Origin of the sequence: Loktanella fryxellensis, assembly GCF_900110065.1 — a bacterium.
GTDB classification, from domain to species: Bacteria; Pseudomonadota; Alphaproteobacteria; order Rhodobacterales; family Rhodobacteraceae; genus Loktanella; species Loktanella fryxellensis.
In genome coordinates, this window is sequence record NZ_FOCI01000023.1 from 1 (window position 1) to 24,242 (window position 24,242).

The 24,242-nt window shown below is 61.9% G+C and carries 20 protein-coding genes and 1 tRNA gene; 9 read left to right on the forward strand and 12 right to left on the reverse strand.

The window, feature by feature from the left end:
• Together BMX16_RS14155 and BMX16_RS14160 are read right to left on the reverse strand one after the other, a co-directional pair.
• Positions 1-255: transposase (locus BMX16_RS14155; protein ID WP_177174680.1), on the reverse strand; the 255-nt coding region annotated here is incomplete at its 3' end.
• A gap of 23 nt (positions 256-278) precedes the next feature.
• Positions 279-704 (reverse strand): hypothetical protein, encoded by a 426-nt coding sequence (locus BMX16_RS14160; protein ID WP_143058046.1) that lies wholly within the window; start codon positions 702-704, stop codon positions 279-281.
• 350 nt (positions 705-1,054) lie between these two features.
• Between BMX16_RS14160 and BMX16_RS14170 the strand changes: the two genes are divergently transcribed.
• The 8 genes from BMX16_RS14170 to BMX16_RS14200 are packed head-to-tail and all read left to right on the forward strand — an operon-like array spanning position 1,055 to position 11,737.
• Positions 1,055-1,507: a DUF2924 domain-containing protein gene (locus BMX16_RS14170; protein ID WP_089904957.1), complete on the forward strand. Its 453-nt coding sequence runs from the start codon at positions 1,055-1,057 to the stop codon at positions 1,505-1,507.
• A complete protein-coding gene (locus BMX16_RS14175; protein ID WP_089904959.1) occupies positions 1,504-2,826 on the forward strand; it encodes a recombinase family protein in 1,323 nt (440 codons plus the stop codon). Before BMX16_RS14170 ends, BMX16_RS14175 begins: the two co-directional genes overlap by 4 nt.
• Positions 2,823-3,269, forward strand: coding sequence for a hypothetical protein (locus BMX16_RS14180; RefSeq protein ID WP_089904961.1), 447 nt, complete (start codon positions 2,823-2,825; stop codon positions 3,267-3,269). The genes BMX16_RS14175 and BMX16_RS14180 overlap by 4 nt, the downstream gene beginning before the upstream one ends.
• A 34-nt stretch (positions 3,270-3,303) precedes the next feature.
• Positions 3,304-6,054 (forward strand): type I restriction endonuclease subunit R, encoded by a 2,751-nt coding sequence (locus BMX16_RS14185; RefSeq protein ID WP_089904963.1) that lies wholly within the window; start codon positions 3,304-3,306, stop codon positions 6,052-6,054.
• Positions 6,051-7,835, forward strand: coding sequence for a restriction endonuclease subunit S (locus BMX16_RS14190; protein ID WP_089904965.1), 1,785 nt, complete (start codon positions 6,051-6,053; stop codon positions 7,833-7,835). The genes BMX16_RS14185 and BMX16_RS14190 overlap by 4 nt, the downstream gene beginning before the upstream one ends.
• The gene (locus BMX16_RS14195; protein ID WP_089904967.1) at positions 7,835-9,478 is read left to right on the forward strand and encodes an AAA family ATPase; all 1,644 of its coding nucleotides are present in this window, start codon (positions 7,835-7,837) and stop codon (positions 9,476-9,478) included. Before BMX16_RS14190 ends, BMX16_RS14195 begins: the two co-directional genes overlap by 1 nt.
• The gene (locus BMX16_RS17365) at positions 9,475-10,254 is read left to right on the forward strand and encodes an HNH endonuclease family protein (protein ID WP_143058047.1); all 780 of its coding nucleotides are present in this window, start codon (positions 9,475-9,477) and stop codon (positions 10,252-10,254) included. The genes BMX16_RS14195 and BMX16_RS17365 overlap by 4 nt, the downstream gene beginning before the upstream one ends.
• A 10-nt stretch (positions 10,255-10,264) precedes the next feature.
• Positions 10,265-11,737 carry a type I restriction-modification system subunit M gene (locus BMX16_RS14200; RefSeq protein WP_089904969.1) on the forward strand — a complete coding sequence of 491 codons (1,473 nt, stop codon included), beginning with the start codon at positions 10,265-10,267 and terminating at the stop codon, positions 11,735-11,737.
• Between the two features lie 295 nt (positions 11,738-12,032).
• Here the strand turns inward: BMX16_RS14200 and BMX16_RS14205 are convergent.
• From BMX16_RS14205 to BMX16_RS14240, 8 genes are all read right to left on the reverse strand, one after another.
• Positions 12,033-12,122: transfer RNA gene (locus BMX16_RS14205), tRNA-Ser, on the reverse strand.
• Between the two features lie 100 nt (positions 12,123-12,222).
• Positions 12,223-12,585 carry a hypothetical protein gene (locus tag BMX16_RS14210; RefSeq protein ID WP_089904971.1) on the reverse strand — a complete coding sequence of 121 codons (363 nt, stop codon included), beginning with the start codon at positions 12,583-12,585 and terminating at the stop codon, positions 12,223-12,225.
• Complete coding sequence (locus tag BMX16_RS14215; RefSeq protein WP_089904973.1) at positions 12,585-13,307, reverse strand: alanyl-tRNA editing protein; 723 nt, start codon at positions 13,305-13,307, stop codon at positions 12,585-12,587. The genes BMX16_RS14210 and BMX16_RS14215 overlap by 1 nt, the downstream gene beginning before the upstream one ends.
• A gap of 18 nt (positions 13,308-13,325) precedes the next feature.
• Entirely contained in the window at positions 13,326-15,905 is a 2,580-nt protein-coding gene (locus tag BMX16_RS14220; RefSeq protein ID WP_177174681.1) for a DUF3772 domain-containing protein, read from the reverse strand.
• A 2-nt stretch (positions 15,906-15,907) separates the two neighbouring features.
• Complete coding sequence (locus tag BMX16_RS14225; RefSeq protein ID WP_089904977.1) at positions 15,908-16,942, reverse strand: cysteine synthase A; 1,035 nt, start codon at positions 16,940-16,942, stop codon at positions 15,908-15,910.
• Between the two features lie 36 nt (positions 16,943-16,978).
• A complete protein-coding gene (locus tag BMX16_RS14230) occupies positions 16,979-18,103 on the reverse strand; it encodes an NUDIX domain-containing protein (protein ID WP_089904979.1) in 1,125 nt (374 codons plus the stop codon).
• On the reverse strand, positions 18,103-18,543 hold the full coding sequence (locus tag BMX16_RS14235) for a TrgA family protein (RefSeq protein ID WP_143058048.1): 441 nt from the start codon (positions 18,541-18,543) through the stop codon (positions 18,103-18,105). The genes BMX16_RS14230 and BMX16_RS14235 overlap by 1 nt, the downstream gene beginning before the upstream one ends.
• Positions 18,544-18,570: 27 nt before the next feature.
• Entirely contained in the window at positions 18,571-19,779 is a 1,209-nt protein-coding gene (locus tag BMX16_RS14240) for an SAM-dependent methyltransferase (RefSeq protein WP_089904983.1), read from the reverse strand.
• Positions 19,780-20,031: 252 nt separating this feature from the next.
• Here BMX16_RS14240 and BMX16_RS14245 point away from each other — a divergent pair, with 252 nt between their 5' ends.
• Positions 20,032-21,051, forward strand: a complete 1,020-nt coding sequence (locus BMX16_RS14245; RefSeq protein WP_089904984.1) for a fatty acid desaturase — start codon at positions 20,032-20,034, stop codon at positions 21,049-21,051.
• Here BMX16_RS14245 and BMX16_RS14250 read toward each other — a convergent pair.
• Together BMX16_RS14250 and BMX16_RS14255 are read right to left on the reverse strand one after the other, a co-directional pair.
• Complete coding sequence (locus BMX16_RS14250) at positions 21,048-22,469, reverse strand: cryptochrome/photolyase family protein (protein ID WP_089904986.1); 1,422 nt, start codon at positions 22,467-22,469, stop codon at positions 21,048-21,050. The genes BMX16_RS14245 and BMX16_RS14250 overlap by 4 nt on opposite strands.
• Before the next feature lie 73 nt (positions 22,470-22,542).
• A complete protein-coding gene (locus BMX16_RS14255) occupies positions 22,543-24,192 on the reverse strand; it encodes a BCCT family transporter (RefSeq protein ID WP_089904988.1) in 1,650 nt (549 codons plus the stop codon).
• Positions 24,193-24,242: the final 50 nt, after the last annotated feature.

Consider the following 24,242-nt stretch of genomic DNA (forward strand, 5'->3'; position numbering starts at 1 on the left):
CCCCGTGAGCCGCAGCAGGCTCTCGACGAAGCCCGTCGTCTGCCGAAGCGCCATCCCGAAAAGCACTTTCATGGTCAGACACGTCTGGATGGCGGCGTCACTGAAGGTCCGCGACCTGCCCCTCTTGCCGGAAGGTTCGGCATCCCAGTTCATCTCGGGATCGAACCAGATCGTCAGTGATCCGCGGCGCTTCAGCGCCGCGTTGTAATCAGCCCAGTTCCTCGTCTTGTAGGTAAGTGATGTCGGTTTGCTCATGCGGGCCAGCTACCACACTGGATTCACAACATGAATCCCTCTCGGATTTGTGCAACAGAGCCAGCGGCCTCGAAGAGCATGTGCTGCTGAATATAGGCTGCCAAACTGCGCCCGAGGTCGTCCCGCTGGCCGAGCAGATTGGTCGTGCACTCGGAGTCGAGCTTTGTTCTGGCCAAGCCCTCCAATGCAAATTGTCCATTCTTGCCAGAAATCTTAATGATCCGCGCGGCCTCTGTTTCGAGCGGTTTCAGACGGTCTTTATTCTCCGCCGAAAACATTATGCGGGCTGCGTCTCGTGTATCGGGGTCAGTCAAATCGATATGATATTGCTTCAGCCATTCCAGTCGCTCGAATGCTTTGGCTTTGAGGAATGCTGCCAGCAGGTGCAACTCAGCGTCTTCGATGATGCGATACAGATTGGGACAGGTCTTGGTGGGCGCGCGGACCATGAGGAACTCCATATGTGCAGGCGACCAGTCTGCCACCTAAGGTTTATCATATGTCGAAACCTGAAAATGGGTGTCCCAATCTTAACGCTCAGCCGGCTTTCCCATTGCAGACCAATCTGCAAAGGAGAATTCGGCATGTACCGACACATAGCCTGTGGCGCCAATTCATTGAAGCCTGACGATTTGAAGCCACTGGAGCGCCGCGCAGAAATGTGCCGCATTCTAGCCGTCGGGCTGATCCGGCTGCACGCCCGGCAGTCAAGCGAGCTATCCGCAGAGATTGGAGAGTGTTCGCTACACATCCAGTCCGACTGGAGCGGTACTGCAAATGCAAATCACCGGAGAACCGCATGACCCACGACCCCATTCCCGCGCGCCTGGCCGCGCTGAAGACCACATCGACGCCCGACCTGAAGTCGCAGTGGCGCGACCTGTTCGACACTGAGGCGCCGCCATTCAACCGCCGTTATCTCGAAAGTCGACTGGCTTACCGCATTCAGGAACTCGTCTACGGTGGGCTGAAGCCCGAAACGGTTCGGCGGCTCGAGCGGCTGGGCGAGGAACTGGATGGCGGTGACAAAAGGAAGCGCGGCATCCGCGCCGACCGCGACCGCCCCATCACCGGTACGCGGTTGCTTCGTGAATGGCAGGGCGTCGAACAGATCGTTACGGTCACCCGAGATGGCTTTGAATGGCAAGGACGGCCCTACAAGTCGCTGTCCGCAATCGCGCGCGCCATCACCGGCACGCGCTGGAACGGCTGGGTGTTCTTCGGCCTCAAGAACCACAGGGGTCGGGCATGACGCGGTCGCCGGACATATCGAAGGTCGTCCGCAAGCTGCGCTGCGCCATCTACACGCGCAAATCCTCAGAGGAAGGGCTCGAGCAGGAATTCAATAGCCTCCACGCCCAGCGTGAGGCCTGCGAAGCTTACATCGCCAGCCAGCGGTCCGAGGGCTGGGTGCTGGTCCGAGACCAGTATGACGACGGTGGTGTTTCCGGCGGCACGCTGGAACGCCCCGGCCTGAAACGGCTGCTAGCCGATGTTGAAGACGGGCTGGTCGACGTGGTCGTGGTTTACAAGATCGACCGCCTGTCCCGCTCGCTGATGGATTTCTCGAAGCTGGTCGAGGTGTTTGACCGCAATGGGGTGACGTTCGTGTCGGTGACGCAGTCGTTCAACACCACCACGTCCATGGGGCGACTGACGCTCAACATCCTGCTGTCGTTTGCCCAGTTCGAGCGCGAGGTGACGGCCGAGCGAATCCGCGACAAGTTCGCAGCAAGCAGAAAGAAGGGCATCTTCATGGGCGGCAACCTGCCCCTCGGCTACGATGTGAAGGACCGCAAGTTGGTGATCGTACCGTCCGAAGCAGAAATCATACGCGGGATTTACAACCGCTTTATCGAGATAGGCTCTGGTACTGAACTGGCGCGGGAATTGGATGCGCAAGGCGTGACTACCAGTCGCGGCAACCGCATCGACAAGAAGTTCATCTACCGCGCATTGAACAACCGAGTTTACATCGGCGAAGCCGTCCACAAGGGCGATAGCTACCCCGGCGAGCACGATGCCATCATCGACCGCGCGGTCTGGGACAAGGTACATTCCATCCTGACAGAAAGCCCCCGCAAGCGCGCCGCACGCACCCGCGCAGATAGCCCCGCCCTGCTGAAAGGGCTGCTCTACGGCCCTGACGGTGCCGCCTTCTCGCCGACCCACACCCGCAAGGGCGGCAAGCTCTACCGCTATTATGTCAGCCAGACCATCCTGAAACACGGCGCTGGATCATGCCCGGTCGGCCGTGTCCCTGCAGGTGAAATCGAGGCAGCAGTCATCGACCAGATTCGCGCCGTGTTCCGCCAGCCCGAGATCGTGGCAGGCACCTGGAAAGCGGCCCGAGCACAGGACGGCGACATCACCGAGGCAGACGCCCGTGACGCACTGATTCAACTTGATCCGCTCTGGGACGAGCTGTTCCCCGCCGAGCAGGCGCGCATCACGGCGCTGCTGGTCGAGAGGATAGATATCGGCACTGACGGCCTCAATGTTCGCCTGCGCATGGACGGGCTGACCGGGCTCGCGCGGGAAATGTTGGCTGATCTGGGAACGGCGGCATGACCCGCGCGAAGCCATCGCCGGAAACGGTGACAGTGCACGTCCCGTTCCGCCTCGTTAAACGCGGCGGCCGCAAGGAGATGCAGCTGCCGAATGGAGCATCCAGCCGAAGCAAGATGGATAACACGCTGATCAAGGCGTTGGCGCGGGCATTTCGCTGGAAGCGTATGCTCGAATCCGGCGAATTCACGACCATCGCCGAGCTGGCCGAACGCGATGGCATCGCGCCGTCCTACATGACTCGGGTGATGCGCTTGAGCCTGCTGGCTCCGGAAATCGTTGAGATGGTTCTGGACGGTACGCAGGGGGAGGAAATGACCTTGGCAAGGATGCTGGAGCCTTCTCCGGTGGTTTGGAGGGATCAATGGAAGCTGTTCATCAGAACATCAATCATGTCGAGCCGGGGCTTTTCTAGGAATTGCAATTCTGAGAGCCGACCTTCATGATTAGAAAAAGAAAAGCAATTTCAGGCCTTATTGCGTGCCACCTGATGTCAACCAAACTCCTGAGCAAGCCGCGCGGGATCGGATCGATGAACGTCTACGGGCGTCCGGTTGGTATGTTCAGGACAAGGACGCGCTGGATTTCAACGCCGGATTGGGTGTGGCCGTCCGAGAGTATCAAACCGACATCGGACCCGCCGACTACGTCCTATTCGCTGACAGGCAGGCCGTCGGCGTCGTCGAGGCGAAGCCCGACAGTTGGGGCGTCCGGCTGACCTCTGTCGAGGAACAGTCTGAGGGATATGCCAACGCCAAGCTGAAATGGGTCACGAACGCAGAACCGCTGCCGCTCCTATACGAAAGTACCGGCCAGATTACCCGCTTCACCAATGCGCGTGATCCGAACCCGAGATCGCGCGAAATCTTCACGTTTCACCGCCCCGAAACCCTGAAAGCTTGGGCGCAAACGCCGCAGAGTCTGCGCACGGGTATCGCAGCACTTCCAGCCCTCAATCCGGACGGCCTACGCGACTGTCAGATCACCGCGATCACGAACCTCGAAACCTCGCTCAAGGCCGACAAGCCCCGTGCTCTCGTCCAGATGGCCACCGGGTCGGGCAAAACTTTCACCGCCATCACGCAGGTCTACCGCCTTCTGAAACATGCAGGCGCTCGGCGCATTCTGTTCCTCGTCGACACCAAGAACCTTGGAGAGCAGGCCGAACAGGAGTTCATGGCCTTCATCCCCAACGACGACAACCGCAAGTTCACCGAGCTCTATAACGTCCAGCGCCTTACTTCGCCCTCCATCGCGGGCGATAGCCAGGTCGTCATCTCGACGATCCAGCGCATGTACGCATCGCTGAAGGGAGAGGAACTGAACGAAGGCGCGGAAGACGAAAACCCTGCTGAGCAAAAATGGCGTCGCAAGGAACCGCTGCCGGTCATCTACAACGCCAAACTGCCGCCGGAATACTTCGACGTCGTCATCATCGACGAATGTCATCGCTCGATCTACAATCTCTGGCGACAGGTCATCGAGTATTTCGACGCCTACCTCATCGGCCTGACCGCCACGCCCGACAACCGCACCTACGGGTTTTTCCAAAAGCATGTCGTCAGCGAATACACTCACGAAAAAGCCGTCGCCGACAAGGTTAACGTGGGCAATGAAATCTACCTGATCGAGACCGAAATAACCCAAGGTGGCGAAACGCTCAAAGCCGAGCAACTGGTCGAAAAACGCGAACGCGAAACTCGTGCGAGGCGATGGGAAACGCAAGACGACGAACAGGCCTATGCCGCGACCCAGCTTGACCGCTCCATCGTCAACCCCGACCAAATCCGCACTGTGATCCGCGCCTTCCACGACAAGTGGCAAACCATCTTCCCCGGCCGCAAGGAACTGCCGAAAACCCTGATCTTCGCCAAGACCGACAGCCACGCCGACGACATCATCCAGACCGTCCGGCAGGAGTTCGGCGAGGGCAACGATTTCTGCCGCAAGATCACCAACCGCGCGAAGAACCCGAAATCCTCGCTCTCCGCCTTTCGCAACGATTATTATCCGCGCATCGCGGTCACCGTGGACATGATCGCCACGGGCACGGATGTAAAACCGCTCGAATGCCTGATGTTCATGCGCGACGTGAAGTCGAAGAACTACTTCGAACAGATGAAGGGCCGCGGCACCCGCGTCATGAAACCCGACGACCTGAAAAAGGTCTCCCCCTCCGCCCAGGCCAAGACGCACTATGTGATCGTCGATGCCGTGGGGGTCACCAAGTCGCTCAAGACCGCCAGCCAGCCGCTCGACACCAAGCCCTCGATCCCCTTCAAGGACCTCGCCATGGGGCTGATGATGGGCGACCGGTCCGAGGAAACCGTTAGCTCGCTCGCCGCCCGACTGTCCCGCCTCGACAACAAGTTGGGGGCCGAGGATCAGGAAAAGATCACCACCGAGGCCGGGACATCACTTACCGCCATCATCCGCGACCTCTTCGATGCAATCGACCCCGACAAGGTGGAGGCTGACGCCAAGGCCGCGGGCCACGCCGAGCCAAACGATAACGCCATGCAGGCCGCACGCGAGGACCGGATCAAACAGGCCGCCAATGTTTTCACCGGCCCTCTTATCAACCTGATGGACACGATCCGCCGCGACAACGAACAGACCATCGACCATGACAACCTCGACACGCTTCTGCGCGCCGAATGGGCGGGCGATGTTGCAGAGAACGCCAAGAAGATCGCGCTGGAGTTCGAGGACTACCTGACCGAGAACCGCGATCAGATCGAAGCGCTGACCATCTATTTCAACACGCCCGCCCGACGGTCTGACGTGACCTTTGCCATGATCAAGGACGTACTGAAAAAGCTGGCCGATGATCGCCCCCGCCTGTCCCCGCTCACCGTCTGGCGCGCCTATGCGCATCTGGATGACTACAAGGGCGCAGGCCCGGCCAGCGATCTGACGGCCCTTGTGGCGCTGATCCGCCGTGTCACCGGGCTTGACCAGACACTGACGCGCCATTCCGAACGGGTACGCCGCAACTTTCAGAACTGGGTGCTGAACCGACATTCGGGCGCGGGCGAGAAATTCACGGAGGACCAGATGGACTGGCTGCGCATGATCCGCGACCACCTCGCCACCTCCTTCACGATCGAGCGCGACGATCTGGAAATGGCCCCCTTTGACGGCAAGGGCGGCATGGGGCAGATGTACGCGCTGTTTGGAGACGGAATGGATGAAGTTATGACCGAGATGAATGAGGCGCTCTCGGCATGACGGATTTGCCTGTAACGTGGGCCAACGCCACGCTCAAAGAACTCATTGCGCACGACGGAATTTTCACTGACGGCGATTGGGTCGAAAGCAAGGACCAAGACCCGAACGGTTCTGTCCGTTTAATTCAACTAGCCGATATCGCCGATAGTCGTTTCGTCAATAAATCATCACGCTTTCTGACACGTGAAAGAGCAGGTGAACTCAACTGCACCTTCCTTAGAAAAGGTGATCTTCTAGTCGCGCGAATGCCTGATCCGCTCGGTCGATGCTGCCTCTTCCCTCTAGAAGGCGATGAACGCTTCGTCACGGTGGTTGATGTTTGTGCCATCAGGCTGGGCAGTGCCTCGATAGAGCCGCGCTACCTTATGCGGGCAATCAACTCACCATCCGTACGCGGCATGATTTCCGCCCTCCAGTCCGGCTCGACCCGCAAGCGCATTTCGCGCGGCAACCTCGCCACTGTTCCTATTCCAATCCCACCCCTGAACGAACAACGCCGCATCGTGGAGAAGATCGAGGCGCAGTTCGACGAGATCGGAAAGGGGGTCGAAAGCCTGCAAACGGCGCGCGCCACCCTCAGCCTCTACCGCCAGTCCCTGCTGAAATCCGCCTTCGAAGGCCGCCTCACCGCCGACTGGCGCGCGCAGAACGCCGACAAACTGGAAACCCCCGAAACCCTCCTCGCCCGCATCCAAGCCGAACGCGACATCCGCTACAAAGCCGCCCTTGATGCCTGGCAAACCGCCCTGACCAAATGGCGCGCCGATGGTGAGAAGGTCAAAAAGCCTGCGAAGCCGAAGCGATTGGCTTTGTTAGATACCGTGCCTGCACCGTTTGCTATCCCCGCAGACTGGTTCGTCCTGTCGGTGGGGTCATTGGGCCGCGTCGAGACGGGCGCTACTCCGCCAACCAAATCGAAAGAAAACTTCGGTGGAGATATTCCCTTCTTTAAGCCCACGGACTTAGAAGCAGGAGTAGACGTGCGGGAAGCTCGGGAATTCCTATCGGAAATAGGCGCGGAGAAGTCGCGGCCGTTTTCAGCAGGATCGATCCTCGTAACTTGTATCGGTGCCACCATTGGTAAAACGGGGCTTGCTGGCGTTGATGCAGCTTGCAACCAACAGATCAACTATATTGAGCCCGACCCCAACTTCGAACCACGGTTCATCTACTACCAAACCATAAGCCCGTTTTTTCAGGATCAGATCAAGGACAATGCATCGTCCACAACTTTACCCATTCTGAACAAAGGCAAGTTTTCCAAGTTGCCAGCGATTATCTGCTCCCCCACCGAACAAGCCAAAATCGTCCAAATCCTCGATGCCCGGCTCGACGCCGCCGCGCGGCTTGAGACCGAGATCGACGCAGCCCTCACCCGCGCCGATGCCCTGCGCCAATCCATCCTGAAAAAAGCTTTCTCCGGCCAACTCGTCCCCCAAGACCCAGATGATGAGCCCGCGAGCGTGCTGCTGGAGCGCATAAAGGTTGAGAAAGCCGAACGAGAGCGTGACGCCAAACGGGACCGCAAGTTAGTTCCGACCCTCCCACCCAAAACAAGGAGGCCGACATTGACCGACCTGATCAAAGTACTGGAACAGCAAAAGACCTGGATCTCAGCCTCCAAAGCTGCGCAGGAACTTAACATTTCCGACGGCGCATCCTCCGATGACGTCGAGACATTCTACCGCCAGCTCAAGGAATACGTCGAAGGCGGCGACATCGAGGTCGAGCGCCGCGGCGACGAAGACTGGCTGCGCATCGTGAAAGCCGAGGTGGCTTAATGCGCATCGATTGGCTCTGGATTGGCGAGTACAAAAACCTCAGGGACCTGACGATTGATTTCTCTCAGGACCACCTGATCACTGTGCTCATCGGCCGGAACGGAACTGGCAAGTCCAATGTCCTCGAAGCCCTGACCGAGATTTTCCGCGACCTGCTGATGGGAGCTGACAGGCAAGGCAAGAAGAACGTGCCATCCTTCAAATATCGTATTTCTTACGAAATTGATGGGTCATGGATAGTCATCGACGCCGACCCGAACCGTAAGGAAGCCTATCAGACAAAGACAATCAGCAAGAAAGACCAGCCAGAACCCTATCCGGTTGGAGCCACGTTTGATGAGTTGACGGGCGCATCGATCAGTCGGTCAAAGCTTTTGGGCGAGGAGTCAGTTCACCTCCCGCGCTTTCTATTCGGGTATTACTCCGGTGAAAGCGAGCGGATGAAAGACGTCTTTCGCGCCTACCTGAAGAGTTACGATGACAAGCTTATCAAGAATAACGACCCTGGATTAAAGCGCATGTTCTTCGCCGAACCTGTGCACAGTAATTTCGTGTTGCTATCGTTCATCGTCAACAACAAGAAGCAAACAGACGAATTTCTACAAAAACAGCTGGGTCTTGAGGAAGGTGGGATTGAATCGGTTCTTTTCGTTCTCAAACAACCCTATTGGCACAGCAAGAACTCATCAGGTGGCGATAGCCGGTTTTGGAATTCAAAGGGGATTGTCCGCGACTTCCTCGCAAAGCTATACGAAATCTCCTTGGCTCCAATCCGCATCAAGCGGCGGGAGTTGTATGATGTGCGTCGTTCCAGGACCCTTGAATACTTATACCTGTTTGCAAAAGACATCGACGCCCTGAGGGAGCTGGCAAAAGGTAAAACGTCCGCCGAATTCTTTCGAGATCTGGAGAGTACGCACGTCTCTGACTTGATTGAAGAGGTGCGGATCAGGGTCAAATTGAAGAAGAATGATGGCTCTGTCACGTTCCGCGAACTGAGCGAGGGGGAGCAGCAGCTTTTGACCGTACTTGGCCTGCTTCAGTTCACTTCAGCCGAAGAAAGCCTATTCCTATTGGACGAGCCCGACACCCATTTGAACCCACGCTGGAGTGTCGACTACATCCAGCACATTCGCGACTTTCTTAAAGATGATAAAGACGATAACCAATCAAGCCACGTCTTGTTGGCGACACATAACCCGATAGCGGTAGCTGAACTAAAAAAGGAGCAAGTTCAGATCCTTCACCGCGATCCTGAAACCATGGAAATTACAGCCGAGGAGCCGAAAGTTGACCCCATCGGAATGGGCTATGCTGGTGTCATCACCAGTGAATTGTTTGGGCTCAATGCTGCACTCGACACACACACGCAGAAGAAACTAGAGGAGCAACGCATACTGTCCACGAATTCAAAAATGACTGAGATTGAAAAAGCCCGATTGACCGAACTTAACTCAGAATTAGAGGGGCTTGGATTCCGGCATCAAATGCGTGATCCGGTATTCACTGAATACATCGCTGCGCGTGCATCGATTTCCGATAGTGATCAGACAAAACCGAAAAATACGCGTTTGGATATTCAAGATGCACGTGCTCTTGTCGAAAGTGCTCTGAAACGGTCCTCCGCAGGGGGTGAAGAATGAGGTTTATCGACATTGCGTTTGCAGGAAAACCCGAGAGTTTCGATGAGCGTGCGGCTGCCGCGTTAGAAGGTGGGCCCGACAAGATCGATGATCATTCAAGCGTTTGGCGCGACTGTAAGGAGCATCTCAAAGCGACCTCTTATGAAAAGTGTTTCTACTGTGAATCAAAAGACATCCGTTCCGATGGGGCAGTAGACCACTTCAGGCCAAAATCAGTCTATCCATGGTCAGCCTTTAGTTTCTCAAATTTTCGGTTCGCCTGCACGTTTTGCAACAGTCTCCGGAAAGACAAAGAGACTGGGAAGACTGGAGGCAAAGGAAACCAATTTCCCTTGTTCGAGGGCTGCCAACGGGCAACTTGCGAAGGCGAAGAATGTCATGAACGGCCGATACTAGTCGATCCTTGCAAGGCAGGCGATCCTTTGGAGATCGATTTTGCTTCAGACGGCAGAGCCGTTCCGGCATATGTCGGAGAGGCCGTTGAACGGAACGAACGTGGCAGAACTTCGATCGGCGCTTATCATCTAAACCACTCGGCTTTTGTTGAAGAGCGAAAAAGACACGCGGTTGTTCTGGAGGAAAAAATTGTTGCGGCATCCCGTGCACAAGAGAGCTATGCTGAAGGCGACTATGCCGCAAAGGCACGACTGGATGATGCAATTTTAGATCTTCATCGGGCAATTCAACCACAGGCAACTTATTCGGCGTTTGCCAAAAGAATTCTCAACTGCCATCGAGACAACTCGCTAATCGAAGCTGTTCTAGCAACAGCGTAGGACCCAAAAAATGAATACCGCCCCCATCGTCTCCAAGGTCTGGAGTTTCTGTACCACGCTGCGCGACGACGGCGTCGGCTATGGCGACTATCTGGAGCAGCTGACCTACCTCATCTTCCTCAAGATGGCCGATGAATATGCCAAGCCCCCCTACAACCGCGATGTCGGCATTCCCGAAGGTTTTGACTGGACGAGCCTGACATCCCGGCGCGGCGCTGAACTGGAAGCCCACTACGTCACTCTGCTGCGCAAGCTTGGGGAGCAAAAGGGCATGCTCGGGCAGATATTCACCAAGGCACAGAACAAGATCACCGACCCGGCCAAGCTGTTCCGCCTAATCGATATGGTGGACGGCACGAAATGGGTGACACTGGGTGTTGACGTCAAGGGCGACATCTACGAGGGACTGCTGGAGCGTAACGCCGAGGATACAAAATCGGGCGCGGGCCAATATTTCACTCCGCGTGCCTTGATCCGTGCCATGGTGGAATGCGTTCGCCCTGTACCCGGCAAGACCATCGCTGACCCTGCCTGCGGCACCGGTGGGTTCTTTCTTGCTGCGCATGATTTCCTGACTGACCCTGAACACCATGCGCTCGACAAGGACCAAAAGGCTTTTCTTAAGCACGCGACCTTTTTCGGAAATGAGATTGTCGCTGGAACGCGGCGCCTGTGCCTTATGAACATGTTTCTGCATGGTATTGGAGAAATGTCTGGCGACACATTGGTATCGCCTGCAGACGCACTGATCTCGCCGCCCTCCGACACCTTCGACTATGTTCTTGCCAATCCACCCTTCGGCAAGAAAAGCTCCATGAGCTTCACAAACGCCGAAGGGGAACAAGAAACCGACGACCTGACTTATAATCGGCAGGATTTCTGGGCGACGACGTCGAACAAGCAACTGAATTTCGTTCAGCATATACGGACGATAATGAAGACGACGGGCCTTGCGGCCGTGGTTGTGCCGGACAACGTGCTTTTCGAGGGCGGCGCGGGTGAGACGATCCGGCGCAAATTACTTCAGACGACCGACCTTCACACGATCCTGCGGCTACCAACCGGAATTTTCTATGCGCAAGGGGTCAAGGCAAATGTGATCTTCTTCGACAACCGCGCCGCAAGCCCTGATCCGCAAACCTCAAAGGTCTGGTACTATGACTACCGGACCAACGTGCATCATACGCTCAAGCAGAAGCCCCTGACCTACGCGCATCTCGAAGACTTCGTGTCCTGCTACAACCCAGGGAACCGTCATGAACGCGTACCAACCTGGAGCGAGGAAACGCCAGACGGGCGGTGGCGGTCCTTTGACACGGAAGACCTGCTTGCACGCGACAAGGCGAGCCTTGATCTCTTCTGGCTCCGCGATGCGTCGATGACCGATCTGGAAAACCTTCCCGAACCAGAAATACTAGTCGAAGAAATTATGGAAAATCTTCGATCTGCTCTCGCGAGCTTCGAAGCGGTTTCCGCTGAATGAGAACTCTGAATCTTTCTCGGTGGCCGGGAGAGTGTTCGATTTCAGTTCCATCTGGCCGAACGAGACTGGCGTCGAAGTCAATTTTGAGCTTTCTGGAAAAATCGCTCTAAAACAGCATCTTATGACCTGAACACCAAAAAGGCGCAGTCATCAGCTTCAGAGAATATTGGCCAAGAGAGAACGATTTTACGCCATTGATGGGATCGGTGGTGTTCAGCCCCACCCGCAAACACCTTTGAAAACACGGGAAAATCCGACCGCAGGCGGATCGGGAGAACAGTTTCCAAAGGGTAAGTGGCGGATCGACAGGGATTCGAACCCTGGAGACGGTCTCCCGCCTACACACTTTCCAGGCGTGCGCCTTCGACCACTCGGCCACCGATCCGTTGCAGGGTCTTTAGCCAAGCCACCGGGGGCGTGCAAGGGCAGATCGGCGCGATCCGCGCGGTTCGCATGCTGATTTTGCCACCCGGTCGCGCGGCGCCCTAGCCCTGCCGCGCCAGCATGAAGGCCAGGGCGATCACAGCCTCCAGCCCTGCCGCCACGAGGATCGCCGTGCCGCCGGTGCCGCCCCACCATGCCCAGAGCCCCGTCAGCGCGATGCCCCCGAAAATGAGCGCCGCGGCGAGCGCGGTCGCGTCCTGCAGCGGTCCGGGACCGGCGGTGCGCAACACCCAAAAGAAGACCGCAAGCCCCAGAAACAGCGGTGCCGCGCGCCTGCCGACGAAGATCAGGCCGGGATCGCCGGTCACGCCGTACAGCGCCGTGTAGCTGGCGGGCGAGATCAGGAACACCGCGAACAACCCCACGCAGATCGCCGCCACGGCCATGCAGAGCGCACCGAACATCACGCGCCTGCCAGATGCAGATAGACGCGGCGGTGGGTGCGACCCTTGCGCTCGATCTTGCCGATCTCGATCTGCCCGATCTCGGCCGTGGTGGCGACATGGGTACCGCCACAGGGTTGCAAATCGACGGTGGCGTCAGCCGTGCCGATGCGGATCAGGCGGATGTCGCCCGCATCGCGCGGCGGGCGGGCGACGGCGGTGCGGATCAGCGCGGGACGTGCGGCCAGATCGTCGGCGCCGATGACCTCGGCGGTCACGGGCAGATCACCTGCGATCAGCGCGCTCAGGGCGCGCCCGACGGCGATCCGGTCGGGCATCGCATCCTCCATCTCGATGTCGAGGCGGCTTTTTTCGGTGCCCACATGACCGCCCGCGACGGGACGGGCCAGCACGGCGGACAGCAGATGCAGCGCCGTATGCATGCGCATCAGGCGGTGACGCCTGTCCCAGACCAGCGATTGCGTCACGCGGGTGCCGATCACCGGCAGCGGCGCGGGTTCTGCTGGCACGAGGACGATGTCGGACCCCTGCCCCCGCACCGTCGTCGCGATGTCGATGCCGCCGCCGTCCCAGACCAGCCGCCCGGCATCGCCCGGCTGCCCGCCCCCCGTGGGGTGGAACAGCGACACATCCAGCACGATGCCGCCTTCGGCGGTATGGTCGATGACACGGCCCGGCGCGGACCGCAGGTAGGCATCGACACGGAACAGAGGCTGCGTCACGTTCGCACCCCCGTGCCGTCAACGCGCACCGCCGTCGGCATCGCCGCCTCCGGTATCGCCCATGTCGGCGGAAGTCATCACCGACCGCGCCTCTGCGGCCGTGCGGGGGGTGGCCGCATCCGGCACGGCAGGGTCCTGTGCCGGTGTGTTCTGCGCGGGTGCAGGCACGGGTCCACGCAGAACCTCCGGGTTGCGCAGCCACAGGTCGCGCTGCGGAAACGCGATGGCGATGCCCGCCTCGGCAAAGCGGCGGTTGATCTCGCGGTTCATCTCGTCCGTGGCGCTGACCTTCCAGTTCACGTCGCGCAGGATCATCCGCAACTCGAAGCTGAGGCTGCTTTCGCCGAAGGCCATGAACAGTGCCTGCGGCCCCGGCTCTGCGATCACCATGGGATGGGCGTTCGCCACCTCCAGCAGGATGCGGCGCACGGCGTCCACGTCGGACCCGTAGGCCACGCCCACCGGCAGGATCAGCCGCCCCGCCAGATTGCCGCGCGTCCAGTTCGTGACCTGCCCTGCGATCAGGTCGGCGTTCGGCACGATCACATCGGTGCGGTCGAACGTCTCGATCCGGGTGGACCGGACCGAGATGTTGCGCACGAAACCGACCTGACCGTTGACCTCGATCATGTCGCCTTCGGCGATGGGCCGTTCGATCAGCAGGATGATGCCGGAGACGAAGTTCTGCACGATCGTCTGCAGGCCGAATCCGATGCCCACCGACAGGGCACCGGCCACGATGGCAAGGCTCGACAGGTTGATCCCCGCCGTGGTGATGGCGATCAGCGCCGCCACCGTGATCCCGATGTACCCCACACCCGCCGCGATGGCGTTCTGGCCGCCAAGGTCGAGCTTGGTGCGCGGCAGGATGGTGGTGCGCAACTGCCGCTTGACGAACTGCGTCAGGACGTAGCCACCGCCGAACAGCAGCACGAAGGTCATGAAATCCGTGGGCGAGATCTGCGTCTCGCCGATCTGGAACCCGGCCCGGAACTGCGCCCACACCTCGAGCAGATCGGTGACGCGCGCGCCCCAGATCAGCGCCAGCACCGGCACCGCCAGCAGGAACAGCCCGATCCCGATCAGCACGGGCATCAGCGCACCGCTGTCGCCGGTGCCGTCGTCAGGGGCATAGATGTCATAGACCAGCCGCTGCAGCACGATGATCACGCCGAGGATGGCCAGCGTCATGACCGCCGGGGCGAACAGCGCGTCGGATGCCGCCGCAAACCCCGCCGCCGCCAGCAACGGGGTCGCCACGGCGACGATCATGCACGACAGGCCCACCAGCGTGCGCACACGCCCCGACGTGCCGTCAGCGCTGGCGGACAGCGGCGCATGGCGCAACAGCCAGCCCAGACGGAACAGGATCACCGCAAGTACGACCTGCACCGGCAGGATGATGACGCCGGTCGCCGTGTCGCCGGCACCCACATTGCGCATCAGCGCCGTGACGACGACGACCGCCGCCAGACCGATGCCGAGCGATACGCCGTTGCGCCTGATCCGGGCCCGGATCGCGTTCGGATAGTCCAGCGGACCACCGCGTTCGCCCAGCGGAAAGAGCTGTTCGTTCAGCCACCGCGCCGTGATGATGATGAAACCCGCGCCGAAGATCGCCTGAGAGATCGTGTCGCCGGACCGCGCCAGCACGCCGATCTGCCGCAGGCCCAGGATCAGGGCCGACAGACCGACCGTCGGCAACACGATTTGCCACAGCGACAACAGGAATGACCAGACAGCCCGCATCCGCGCCCTGCCGCGTTCGACCCGCCCCTGCAGCAACGCGACCCAGCGCCGCGACTGCAGCAGCAGCACCGCCGCCACGCCCAGATACACCACCGCGAAGGGGCCGTTGCGCAGCAGGCCGCCGTTGGCGGCGCTCGCCTGCATCCGCGACACCGACGACGCGATCTGACCGACGAAGGCATCGTGCGCCGCCGACAGGGCCGCGGGCCATGCGGCGGGCGACAGGGGCGATGCGCCGCGCGCGGTCAGGCGGGCCGCCTCGCGGGTGCGCAGTTGGCTGTCCACCTCTGCGATCAGGCCATTGGCGCGGGCATAGGCCTCGCGCGCAAGGATCCCCGGTGCGCGCAGATCGTCGAGCTGTGCTGTCAGCGCGGCGCGGCGGGCGGCGATGGCGGGCTGTTCTTCGGCCCCTTCGGCAGGTTGGCCAAGGGCGTCGATCTGGGCCTGCACCGTGGACATGCGGCCACCGTTGATCGCCCCCAGCGTCTGAAACCGGTCGCGCCAGCCGAACAGCGCCTCGCGCGTGCGGGTCAGGTTCAGTTGCGATCCGGTCCCGGCGCGCAACAGCTCCTCGGCGGCGGCGACGCGGCTTTCCCAGTCGGCCAGATCGGGGATGGCCGCGGCGAGGGCGGCCTGCGCGGCAAGCAGGGCCGCATCCTCGGCCACCTCAGCCGCCTCTTCATCGGCGGGCGTCTCCTCGACGACCGTTTCGGACGCGGCAGGGTCGGCGGCCGGTTCCTCTGTCGTGCCCAGAAGCCCGTCGAGCGAGATCTGCGCCACCGCCCCCTGCGCCCACAGCCCGCAGGACAGGGCCACTGCCAGGGTCAGGACGACCTGCCGCAGCGCCATGGTCACGCGTCCTCGAACACACCGGGGATGGATTGCGGACCGCTGGTCAGCCATGCGGGCACGGGCAGCCCCCTGGACCGCAGGAAATCGGGGTTCCACAGCTTGGACTGATAGCGGCTGCCGTAGTCGCACAGGATTGTCACGATCGTGTGCCCCGGCCCCATATCGCGCGCCATCCGGATGGCGCCCGCGATGTTCACGCCGGACGACCCACCCATGCAAAGCCCCTCGTGCTGCAGCAGATCGAACACGATGGGCAGCGCTTCCGCGTCCGAGATGTTGTAGGACATGTCGGGGGTGAAACCTTCGAGGTTGGCGGTGATCCGCCCTTGCCCGATGCCTTCGGTGATGCTGTCGCCCTCGGACTTCATCTCTCCGGTGGTGTAGAAATTGTGAAGTGCTGCCCCGTCCGGATCGGCCAGCGCGATCTTGACGCCCTTGGGTTGCAGGGCCATCGCGACGCCCGCCAGCGTGCCGCCGGATCCCACTGCGCAGACGAAGCCATTGACGCGACCTTCGGTCTGGTCCCAGATTTCGGGGCCGGTCGTTTCCACATGCGCCTGACGGTTGGCGAGGTTGTCGAACTGGTTGGCCCACACCACGCCGCCCGGTGACGTCTTGGCCAGCTCCTCGGCCAGCCGCCCGGAGTAGCGGACGTAATTGTTGGGGTTGCGGTAGGGGGCGGCAGGCACCTGCACCAGCTCTGCCCCGGCCAGCCGCAGCATGTCCTTTTTCTCCTCGGACTGCGTTTCCGGGATCACGATGACGGTCTTGAACCCCATGGAGGCACCGACCAGCGCCAGACCGATGCCGGTATTGCCCGCCGTCCCCTCGACGATGGTGCCGCCGGGCTTCAGCAGGCCCTTCGCCACAGCGTCGCGGATGATGTAGAGCGCAGCGCGGTCCTTGACCGACTGGCCGGGGTTCAGGAACTCGGCCTTGCCGAGGATCTCGCAGCCCGTCGCCTCTGACGCGGCGCGCAGGCGGATGAGGGGCGTGTTCCCGACCGCATCGGCCAGATCGGATTTGATGTGCATGGGGTTGCCCTTTCGCGTCTGCGTCTGCTGCCCTACCTAGGCCGCTGGTGACGCGAACTCAAGGCGCAGGGCCGCGCGGTGCAGCGCCAGCCAGCAGATGAGCGAGATGCAGGGCCCGACCGCGATCTCGCCGCTGGTGACCAGCGCCATGGCGTCATCCAGCGACAGCAGATGCAGCGCCAGATCCTCGTGCTCGTCCGCCAGCCCGCCGATGCGCGCCATGTCGTCCGGCAGGTCGCACAGGCCGACATAGGTGTGGAAATAGTCGGTCGCGTTGCCCGGCGAGGGATAGAAGGACGCGACGTGCCGCAAGATCACGTCCAGCCCCGCTTCCTCGCGCGTTTCGCGCAGGGCGGCCTGTTCCGGCGTCTCGAACGCGTCGATCATCCCCGCCACGGGTTCCAGCATCCACGGATTCGGATCGCCGCGCAGCAGCACGCCCATGCGGATCTGTTCCACCAGCAGTACCTGGTCGCGCTGCGGATCGTAGGGCAGCACCATGACCGCATCGACGCCGACCATCACCTCTCGCGGCAGCGGACCCTGCGACTGGCCGTCGAAGCGCCGGTGCGTGACATCGAAGCCCTGAAGGCGGAAGAAGCGGCCCAGCGGCGGAGCGCGGTCAGTCACACTCACGTCGCCCACCTGTGCGGCATGGCGCAGCGTGGCCGGACGTGGATCGCGGGCTGCACAGGCCTGCGCCCACGCCCGTTTCAACATCACGGGAAACTGCCAGCGGGCCGCGTCCATGTCCGGCAGGCCATGGGCGAACAGCTCTGCCGCCGCCGCACGCCAGACCGGGCCATGGCCCGTCTGCCACGTCGCCAGCGACCAGTCGGCCCCGGCACCGGCGGCACCCCGTCCCGTCCAGAGCGTTGCCGGGCACGGCGTGCCGTCGACCGCCACCACCACCTGCAGCGGTCGGGGTGCGACCAACGCGTGCCACGCCGACAGCTGCTGGCGCACGCCCGCGCCCGGATTGCGGATCAGACGCCCCTCCACGCTGGCCGTGGCATCGTCGAGCAGCATCGGCCAGCCGCCATCCGCCGCCGTCTGCACCCGCATACCCTGCAGCACGGCAGGCACCGCGTCACACGGCACGCCAGTCACGCAGCCGCACAGGTCGGCATCCAGCAACGGCCCCCAAAGGAAAAGGTCCATCAGCGGAACCGCGTGCCGATCAGGTTGGTCAGCAGCGCGGCAGCCAGCGACCCCAGCACCAGCAGCAGCAGGATCGCGGGGTCCGCGAACTGCTGCCCATCGTCGATCATGTTGGCAAAGACGCCGATCACCGCGTCCGTCGGGCCGTCGTAGCGTCCACGCATGCTGTCGGCGATCATCCGGCGCGCGCCGATGATGAACAGGACCCAGAACGCCAGCGCCGCCGCCGCCGTCAATCCGGTCCCGATGGCGACGCCCGTCCGTTGATTAACGCGGGTTCCCACAAGGATCCAGCCGACGAGCAGGCCCGTGCCGACGCACGTGGCCGCCCAATAGTCCGGAACGCGCCCCGCATCGAAGAACGGTATCAACAACCATGCAAGCACCCCGCCCAACAGGGCATAGGCCATGGCGCCCGTCAGCCGTCCAGCAGTTGGCATGGGTGGTCCCCCGGTGCGCGCACCACTTCAGGCGCTGCGCGTGATCGTGATCTGTGTCACGTCGCAGTTTTCACTGGCAAAGGTCGCGGCGCAAGAGGTGAGGTAGAAATTCCACATCCGCCGGAACCGATCGTCGAAGCCGAGCGCCGACACCTTGTCCCACTTGGCGTTAAACGTGTCGTGCCAGCGCCGCAGGGTGACGGCATAGCTTTGCCCGAACTCGACCGAGCGGACAACGCGCAGGTCGTTGCGCCCGATCTCGGCCTTCAAGGCGCCGGGGCTGGGCAGCATGCCGCCCGGAAAGATGTATTTCTGGATGAAATCGGGTCCGCGCTTGTAGACTTCCCATCGACGGTCGGCGACGGTGATGATCTGCAATGTCGCATTTGCGCCGGGTTTCAGGCGGTCGCGGACGGTCTTGAAATAGACGGGCCAGTATTGCTCGCCCACCGCCTCGAACATCTCGATGCTGGCGATCCCGTCATAGATCCCCGTCTCGTCCCGGTAATCCTGCAACTTGAAGGTCACGCGGTCGGACAGACCGGCCTTCTCGATGCGGTCGACGGCGTATTTGAACTGCTCCTTGCTGATCGTCAGCGCGGTCACGCGCAGCCCGCGTTCGGCGGCGGCGTATTCGGCGAAGCCACCCCAGCCGCACCCGATCTCGAGCACATGATCGCCGGGTTTCACGCCCATCTGGTCGACCATGGAGGCATATTTGGCGATCTGCGCCTTTTCCATGTCCTCCTGACCCGTCTCGAACTTGGCCGAGGAATAGGTCATCGTGTCGTCCAGCCACAGGCCGTAGAAATCGTTGCCCAGATCGTAATGGTATTCGATGTTCTTGCGGGCCTGTTTCTTGGAGTTGCTCTGGAACCAGAACCGGATCCGCTCGAACGTCCGCACGAGGAACTGGCCGGGAAACCCGTCATAGAGGTCTTCCGCGTCATCGTGGATCAGATCCATGAAGGCCATCAGATCGGGCGTCGACCACCAGCCGTCCAGATAGGCGTCGCACAGGCCCAGATCGCCTTCTCGCACCATGCGGGCGAACACGTCCGCATCGTGTACTACGACTTCGGCCACGTGGCCGGGCTGCGCCCCCTCGGCCCGAAAGCGGCGACCGTCGGGCAGAACCACATCCAGCCGCCCGCGTTTCAGCGCACCCATCATCTTGAAGACAGTTGCAAAGTAACGTGGCAGGCCGTCTTGCCCGTCAGTCGTCGTCAAAATCATGCCAGGTCCTGTCTGTCGCCTGCGCCTCGTGTGCGGGCGCTTGTCTTGTTTTAATCATTTAATCGGTGAAGTCACGCAAGCGCGCCGATTTAGTTGCTGCCCCTGTCGTTACCGTGACCAAACATCACCGGCCAGCGGCGCGTGCGCGGCCATCGGTCGCAATGCCGTGCGTCCGGTGTCGCGGAATTGTCTTGTGATCCACCACATCTCGTTTATCGCGGTGTCCATGCCCCCAATGGACAGACGCAAGACATGACCCGGACGACACCCGCGCCGCCCGAAACCGCCCGTGACTGGGTACGCATCCTCGCCGCTTACCGCGATCCTGACACCCGCCGCAGCGCGTGGGAACTCAGCATCACGCTGGCCGCCTTTGCCGCATTGTGGGTCGCCGCATGGTTCGCCCTGCAGGTCCACTGGTCGCTGGCGCTGGCCGTCGGCATCGTGAACGGCGGCTTCCTCGTGCGGTTGTTCGCGATCCAGCACGACTGCGGGCACGGGTCGTTCTTCGTGAACCGCCACCTCAGCGACTGGACGGGGCGGCTCTTGGGCATCGTCACGCTGACGCCCTACGACGTGTGGCGGCGCACCCATGCGATCCACCATTCGCATGCCGGCAACCTCGACCATCGCGGCATCGGCGACGTGACGACGCTGACGGTCGAGGAGTATCGCGCCCTGTCGCCCCTGCGGCGACTGGCGTACCGGCTGTATCGCCACCCGCTGGTGATGTTCGGTCTGGGGCCGAGCTATCTTTTCCTGCTGCAGAACCGCCTGCCGCTGGGTCTGATGACGCAAGGCGCGCGCTATTGGTTGTCGGCAATGCTGACCAACCTCGCCATCGGCCTCATCGTGGCCGCGACGTGGTGGGGCGGCGGCTGGCTGGCGGTCGCGGTCGTGTTCTTTCCGCCGATCCTGATCGCCGCATCGGCGGGCGTCTGGCTGTTCTACGTCCAGCACCAGTTCGAGACGACGATGTGGGAACAGGACCCCGACTGGCAGTTGCACGAAGCGGCGCTGCACGGCAGTTCGCACTATGACCTGCCGCAGCCGCTGGCGTGGATGACCGCCAACATTGGCATCCACCACGTGCATCACCTCTACAGCCGGATCCCGTTCTATCGGTTGCCCGACGTGTTGCGCGACCATAAGGAACTGGTCGAGGTCAGCCGCATGACCCTGCGCCAAAGCCTGCGCTGCGCATCACTCGACCTGTGGGACGCGCAGTCGAACCGGCTGATCTCGTTCCGGCAAGCCCACGCGACCGCCTAGAACCCGCGTTTTTCATAGGCGTCGAGGGCGGCCTTGCGGCCATCCTCGGCGCTGACGATCGGATCGGGATAGGCGTCGTCCGGCGACATGTTCCACTGCAGTGGAATCGCGTCGTAGAACTGCAGCGCCGTCCCGCTGGGCTTGGCATACTCTTCCGCCAGCCACGCCTTGCCGTAGGCACCGCCCTTGTCGAACTTCTCGAGCTGCGTGACCGGGTTGAACACGCGGAAGTAGGGGGCCGCATCAGGCCCCGATCCCGCCGCCCACTGCCAGCCCATCGCGTTGCTGGCCGGGTCCCAGTCGATCAACTGTTCCGCGAACCAGTCCAGACCGATCTTCCAGTCGGTCATCAGGTGCTTCGTCAGATAGCTCGCGACGATCATCCGGCCCCGATTGTGCATCCGCCCCGTCACCTGCAATTCGCGCATCGCCGCATCGACGAACCGGATGCCCGTGCGCCCCTGCTGCCAGGCCTGCACCTCCTTGCGTCGCGCGTCGGTGTTCCAGGGAAAGGCGTCCCAATCCTCTTTCCAGTTGCCGCTGACGATGCGGGGCGTGTGGTGGACGAGGTGGTAGGCGAACTCGCGCCACACGAGCTCCTTGAGGAATACCTCGGCCTCCCCCTTGCCGTCGTGCAGGGCACGCTGGCCCGCGTGCCAGCAGGCATGGGGGCTGATTTCACCGTAGGTCAGGTTTTCCGACAGGCCGGACGTGCCGTCGACGCCCGGCAGGTCGCGGGCGGTGGCATAGTCCGCGACCCGGTGCGCGATGAACGCGCCAAGGCGGCTGGTCGCCGCAGCCTCGCCCATGGTGCAGTGCGACAGGACCACGTCGTGGCCGCGCCGCATGTCGGCACCCATGCGCCAGTCGTCCAGATTGTCGCTGGCGGGCCATGTGTCGGGGGCCGGGATTTTGCCCGGTACAGGCAGGGTCGCGCGGATGTCGGTGTCGCGCACCGCCTTCCACATCGGCGTATAGACCTTGTAGAAGCCGCCCGTCTTGGTCTCGACGTCCCACGGCTCGAACAGCAGGTGGCCGGCGAAACTGCGGGCGTCGATGCCGTCGCCCTTCAGCGCGGCCTTCACCGCGGTGTCGCGTGCCTTGGCGTCGGGATCGTAAAGGCGCGACCACCAGACGGCGGTCGCCCCCGTCTCCTTCACCAAGGCCCGCAGGACCTCCAGCGCGTCGCCCTTGCGCAAGGTCAGGCCCGAGGACTTGCCTTTCAGGCTGTCCCGCAAGGCCGCCACTGACAGACCGAGGCGAAAGCGCGGTGCGGCGCCCTGCCCGGCCACGACCTGATCATGGATGAACACGGGGATGACCGGGCGACCTGCGGCGCAGGCTTCGGTCAAGGCGGGGTGGTCGCCCAGCCGCAGGTCGCGGCGGAACCACAGGATAAGGGGGGATGTATCTGTCATACGCGGCAACCTAGTGCGCATGGCGGTGCTTCAACGCCTGTGGGGCGGCATTTGCACGCCGCCCTGCATTTCGTCATTCCGCCGGGATGGTCGTGGTGTCCTGCCCTTCGGCACGCCTGCGCCCGTCGCGGATCAGCGCCTTGAGCAGCGAGACCGCCATCAGCACCATGACGAGGCTGAACGGCAACGCTCCGATGATCATGGCGGTGTTGATCGCATCGAGACCCCCTGCCACCAGCAGCGCCCCGATCGCCAGCGCCAGTATGACGCCCCACATGACGATGTGGACCCGACCCTTCTGACTGTCGTCGCCGGCGGCGGCGATGGTGTTGACGATCAGGATCGCACTGTCGGCGGAGGTGATCAGATAGGTCAGCAGCAGGACCACGATCACGGTGCTCATCGCCACGGCCCATCCGGGCGACAGCATCACCTCGATCATGGCAAAGAGCTGGCTGGAGATCTCTACCCCGGTGATCGCATCGCCCGCGCCGCCGTTCAGCGTCAGGTCGATGGCCGTGCCACCGGCGATGGCGAACCAGATGCAGCACATCGCCGTCGGCGCGATCATGGCCCCCAGGATGAACTCGCGCACCGTGCGCCCCTTGCTGATCCGCGCAAGGAACAGGCCCACGAAAGGCGCGAAGGCGATCCACCATGCCCAGTAGAAGATCGTCCAGTCGCCCTGCCAACCCGCCAGCGCATCGACCACGCCACCCGTGCCGTCACCGCGGAACAGCCGCACCGACATCCACGGCAGCGCCGTCAGGTAATCCCACAGACCCACCGCCAACCCGCGCAGCGCGAACAGCGTCGATCCGAACACCAGCAGGAACGCGAGGATGAAGAACGACAGCCCCATGTTGACGTTTGACAGCCACTTGATCCCGCGACCGACGCCCGACAGGGCAGAGATCACCGACAGCGTCATGACAACGCCAAGTGCGGCCAGCATGGCGCTGACCGTCGGGACGCCGTCCTGCATCAGCCACTCCGCGCCCGTGATGTAGAAGACGCCCGATGCGAACTGCGACACGCCGTAGCCGATGGTCACCGCCACGCCGAGGATCGTGGCCACGACCGCCACGACGTCGATGACGTGGCCGAGCGGCCCTTCCAGCGCGCGACCGAACAGCGGCGTGAGGCCGGACCGGATCGTCAGCGGCAGCCCGCGCGCATAGGAGAAGAACGCCAGCGACAGCCCGACGATGGCATAGCAGGCCCAGGCCGACAGGCCCCAGTGCAGGAACGACCATTTGAACGCGTCGCGGACATTGTCTGCCCCGTTCGCGGTGGTCAGACCTCGGATGACCTCGGGATTGCTGCCGAAGTGATTGAGCGGTTCCGCCGTGGCATAGGTCAGCATCCCGATGCCGATCCCCGCGCCGAACATCATCGACACCCACGAAAACCAGCGGAACTCAGGCTCGTCGCCGGGCTGGCCCAGCTTCAACCGCCCGGTGGCGGGCGTCAGCGCCAAGGCAAAGGCGGTGACGATGAAGAAGGTGACGATGGCCATGTACCACGGACCGGTGTTGGCATCGATGGTGGACCGCACGGCTGTCAGCACATTGCCGGCCGTTTCCGACCAGACCGCGGCCCAGACGATCAGCAGACCGATCGCGATCTTGGCCCCAAGGGTCACGTATGGGTTGAACCCTTCGTAAAATCCCGTGTCGGCCGTCGTGATGTCGAGATCGCGCAAGGGCGGTTTGATGGTCATCGGATAAGGTTTCCCGCTCGGGTCAGGTGCATAAGCGGAGGCACCTAGCC

What these genes read in the sequence shown, in the direction of transcription:
- BMX16_RS14160 (WP_143058046.1), bottom strand. Translation starts at nt 704, where the DNA reads ATGGTCCGCGCGCCCACCAAGACCTGTCCCAATCTGTATCGCATCATC.
- BMX16_RS14170 (WP_089904957.1), top strand. Translation starts at nt 1,055, where the DNA reads ATGACCCACGACCCCATTCCCGCGCGCCTGGCCGCGCTGAAGACCACA.
- BMX16_RS14175 (WP_089904959.1), top strand. Translation starts at nt 1,504, where the DNA reads ATGACGCGGTCGCCGGACATATCGAAGGTCGTCCGCAAGCTGCGCTGC.
- BMX16_RS14180 (WP_089904961.1), top strand. Translation starts at nt 2,823, where the DNA reads ATGACCCGCGCGAAGCCATCGCCGGAAACGGTGACAGTGCACGTCCCG.
- BMX16_RS14190 (WP_089904965.1), top strand. Translation starts at nt 6,051, where the DNA reads ATGACGGATTTGCCTGTAACGTGGGCCAACGCCACGCTCAAAGAACTC.
- BMX16_RS14195 (WP_089904967.1), top strand. Translation starts at nt 7,835, where the DNA reads ATGCGCATCGATTGGCTCTGGATTGGCGAGTACAAAAACCTCAGGGAC.
- BMX16_RS17365 (WP_143058047.1), top strand. Translation starts at nt 9,475, where the DNA reads ATGAGGTTTATCGACATTGCGTTTGCAGGAAAACCCGAGAGTTTCGAT.
- BMX16_RS14200 (WP_089904969.1), top strand. Translation starts at nt 10,265, where the DNA reads ATGAATACCGCCCCCATCGTCTCCAAGGTCTGGAGTTTCTGTACCACG.
- BMX16_RS14210 (WP_089904971.1), bottom strand. Translation starts at nt 12,585, where the DNA reads ATGTTCGGTGCGCTCTGCATGGCCGTGGCGGCGATCTGCGTGGGGTTG.
- BMX16_RS14220 (WP_177174681.1), bottom strand. Translation starts at nt 15,905, where the DNA reads ATGGCGCTGCGGCAGGTCGTCCTGACCCTGGCAGTGGCCCTGTCCTGC.
- BMX16_RS14225 (WP_089904977.1), bottom strand. Translation starts at nt 16,942, where the DNA reads ATGCACATCAAATCCGATCTGGCCGATGCGGTCGGGAACACGCCCCTC.
- BMX16_RS14230 (WP_089904979.1), bottom strand. Translation starts at nt 18,103, where the DNA reads ATGGACCTTTTCCTTTGGGGGCCGTTGCTGGATGCCGACCTGTGCGGC.
- BMX16_RS14235 (WP_143058048.1), bottom strand. Translation starts at nt 18,543, where the DNA reads ATGCCAACTGCTGGACGGCTGACGGGCGCCATGGCCTATGCCCTGTTG.
- BMX16_RS14240 (WP_089904983.1), bottom strand. Translation starts at nt 19,779, where the DNA reads ATGATTTTGACGACGACTGACGGGCAAGACGGCCTGCCACGTTACTTT.
- BMX16_RS14245 (WP_089904984.1), top strand. Translation starts at nt 20,032, where the DNA reads ATGACCCGGACGACACCCGCGCCGCCCGAAACCGCCCGTGACTGGGTA.
- BMX16_RS14250 (WP_089904986.1), bottom strand. Translation starts at nt 22,469, where the DNA reads ATGACAGATACATCCCCCCTTATCCTGTGGTTCCGCCGCGACCTGCGG.
- BMX16_RS14255 (WP_089904988.1), bottom strand. Translation starts at nt 24,192, where the DNA reads ATGACCATCAAACCGCCCTTGCGCGATCTCGACATCACGACGGCCGAC.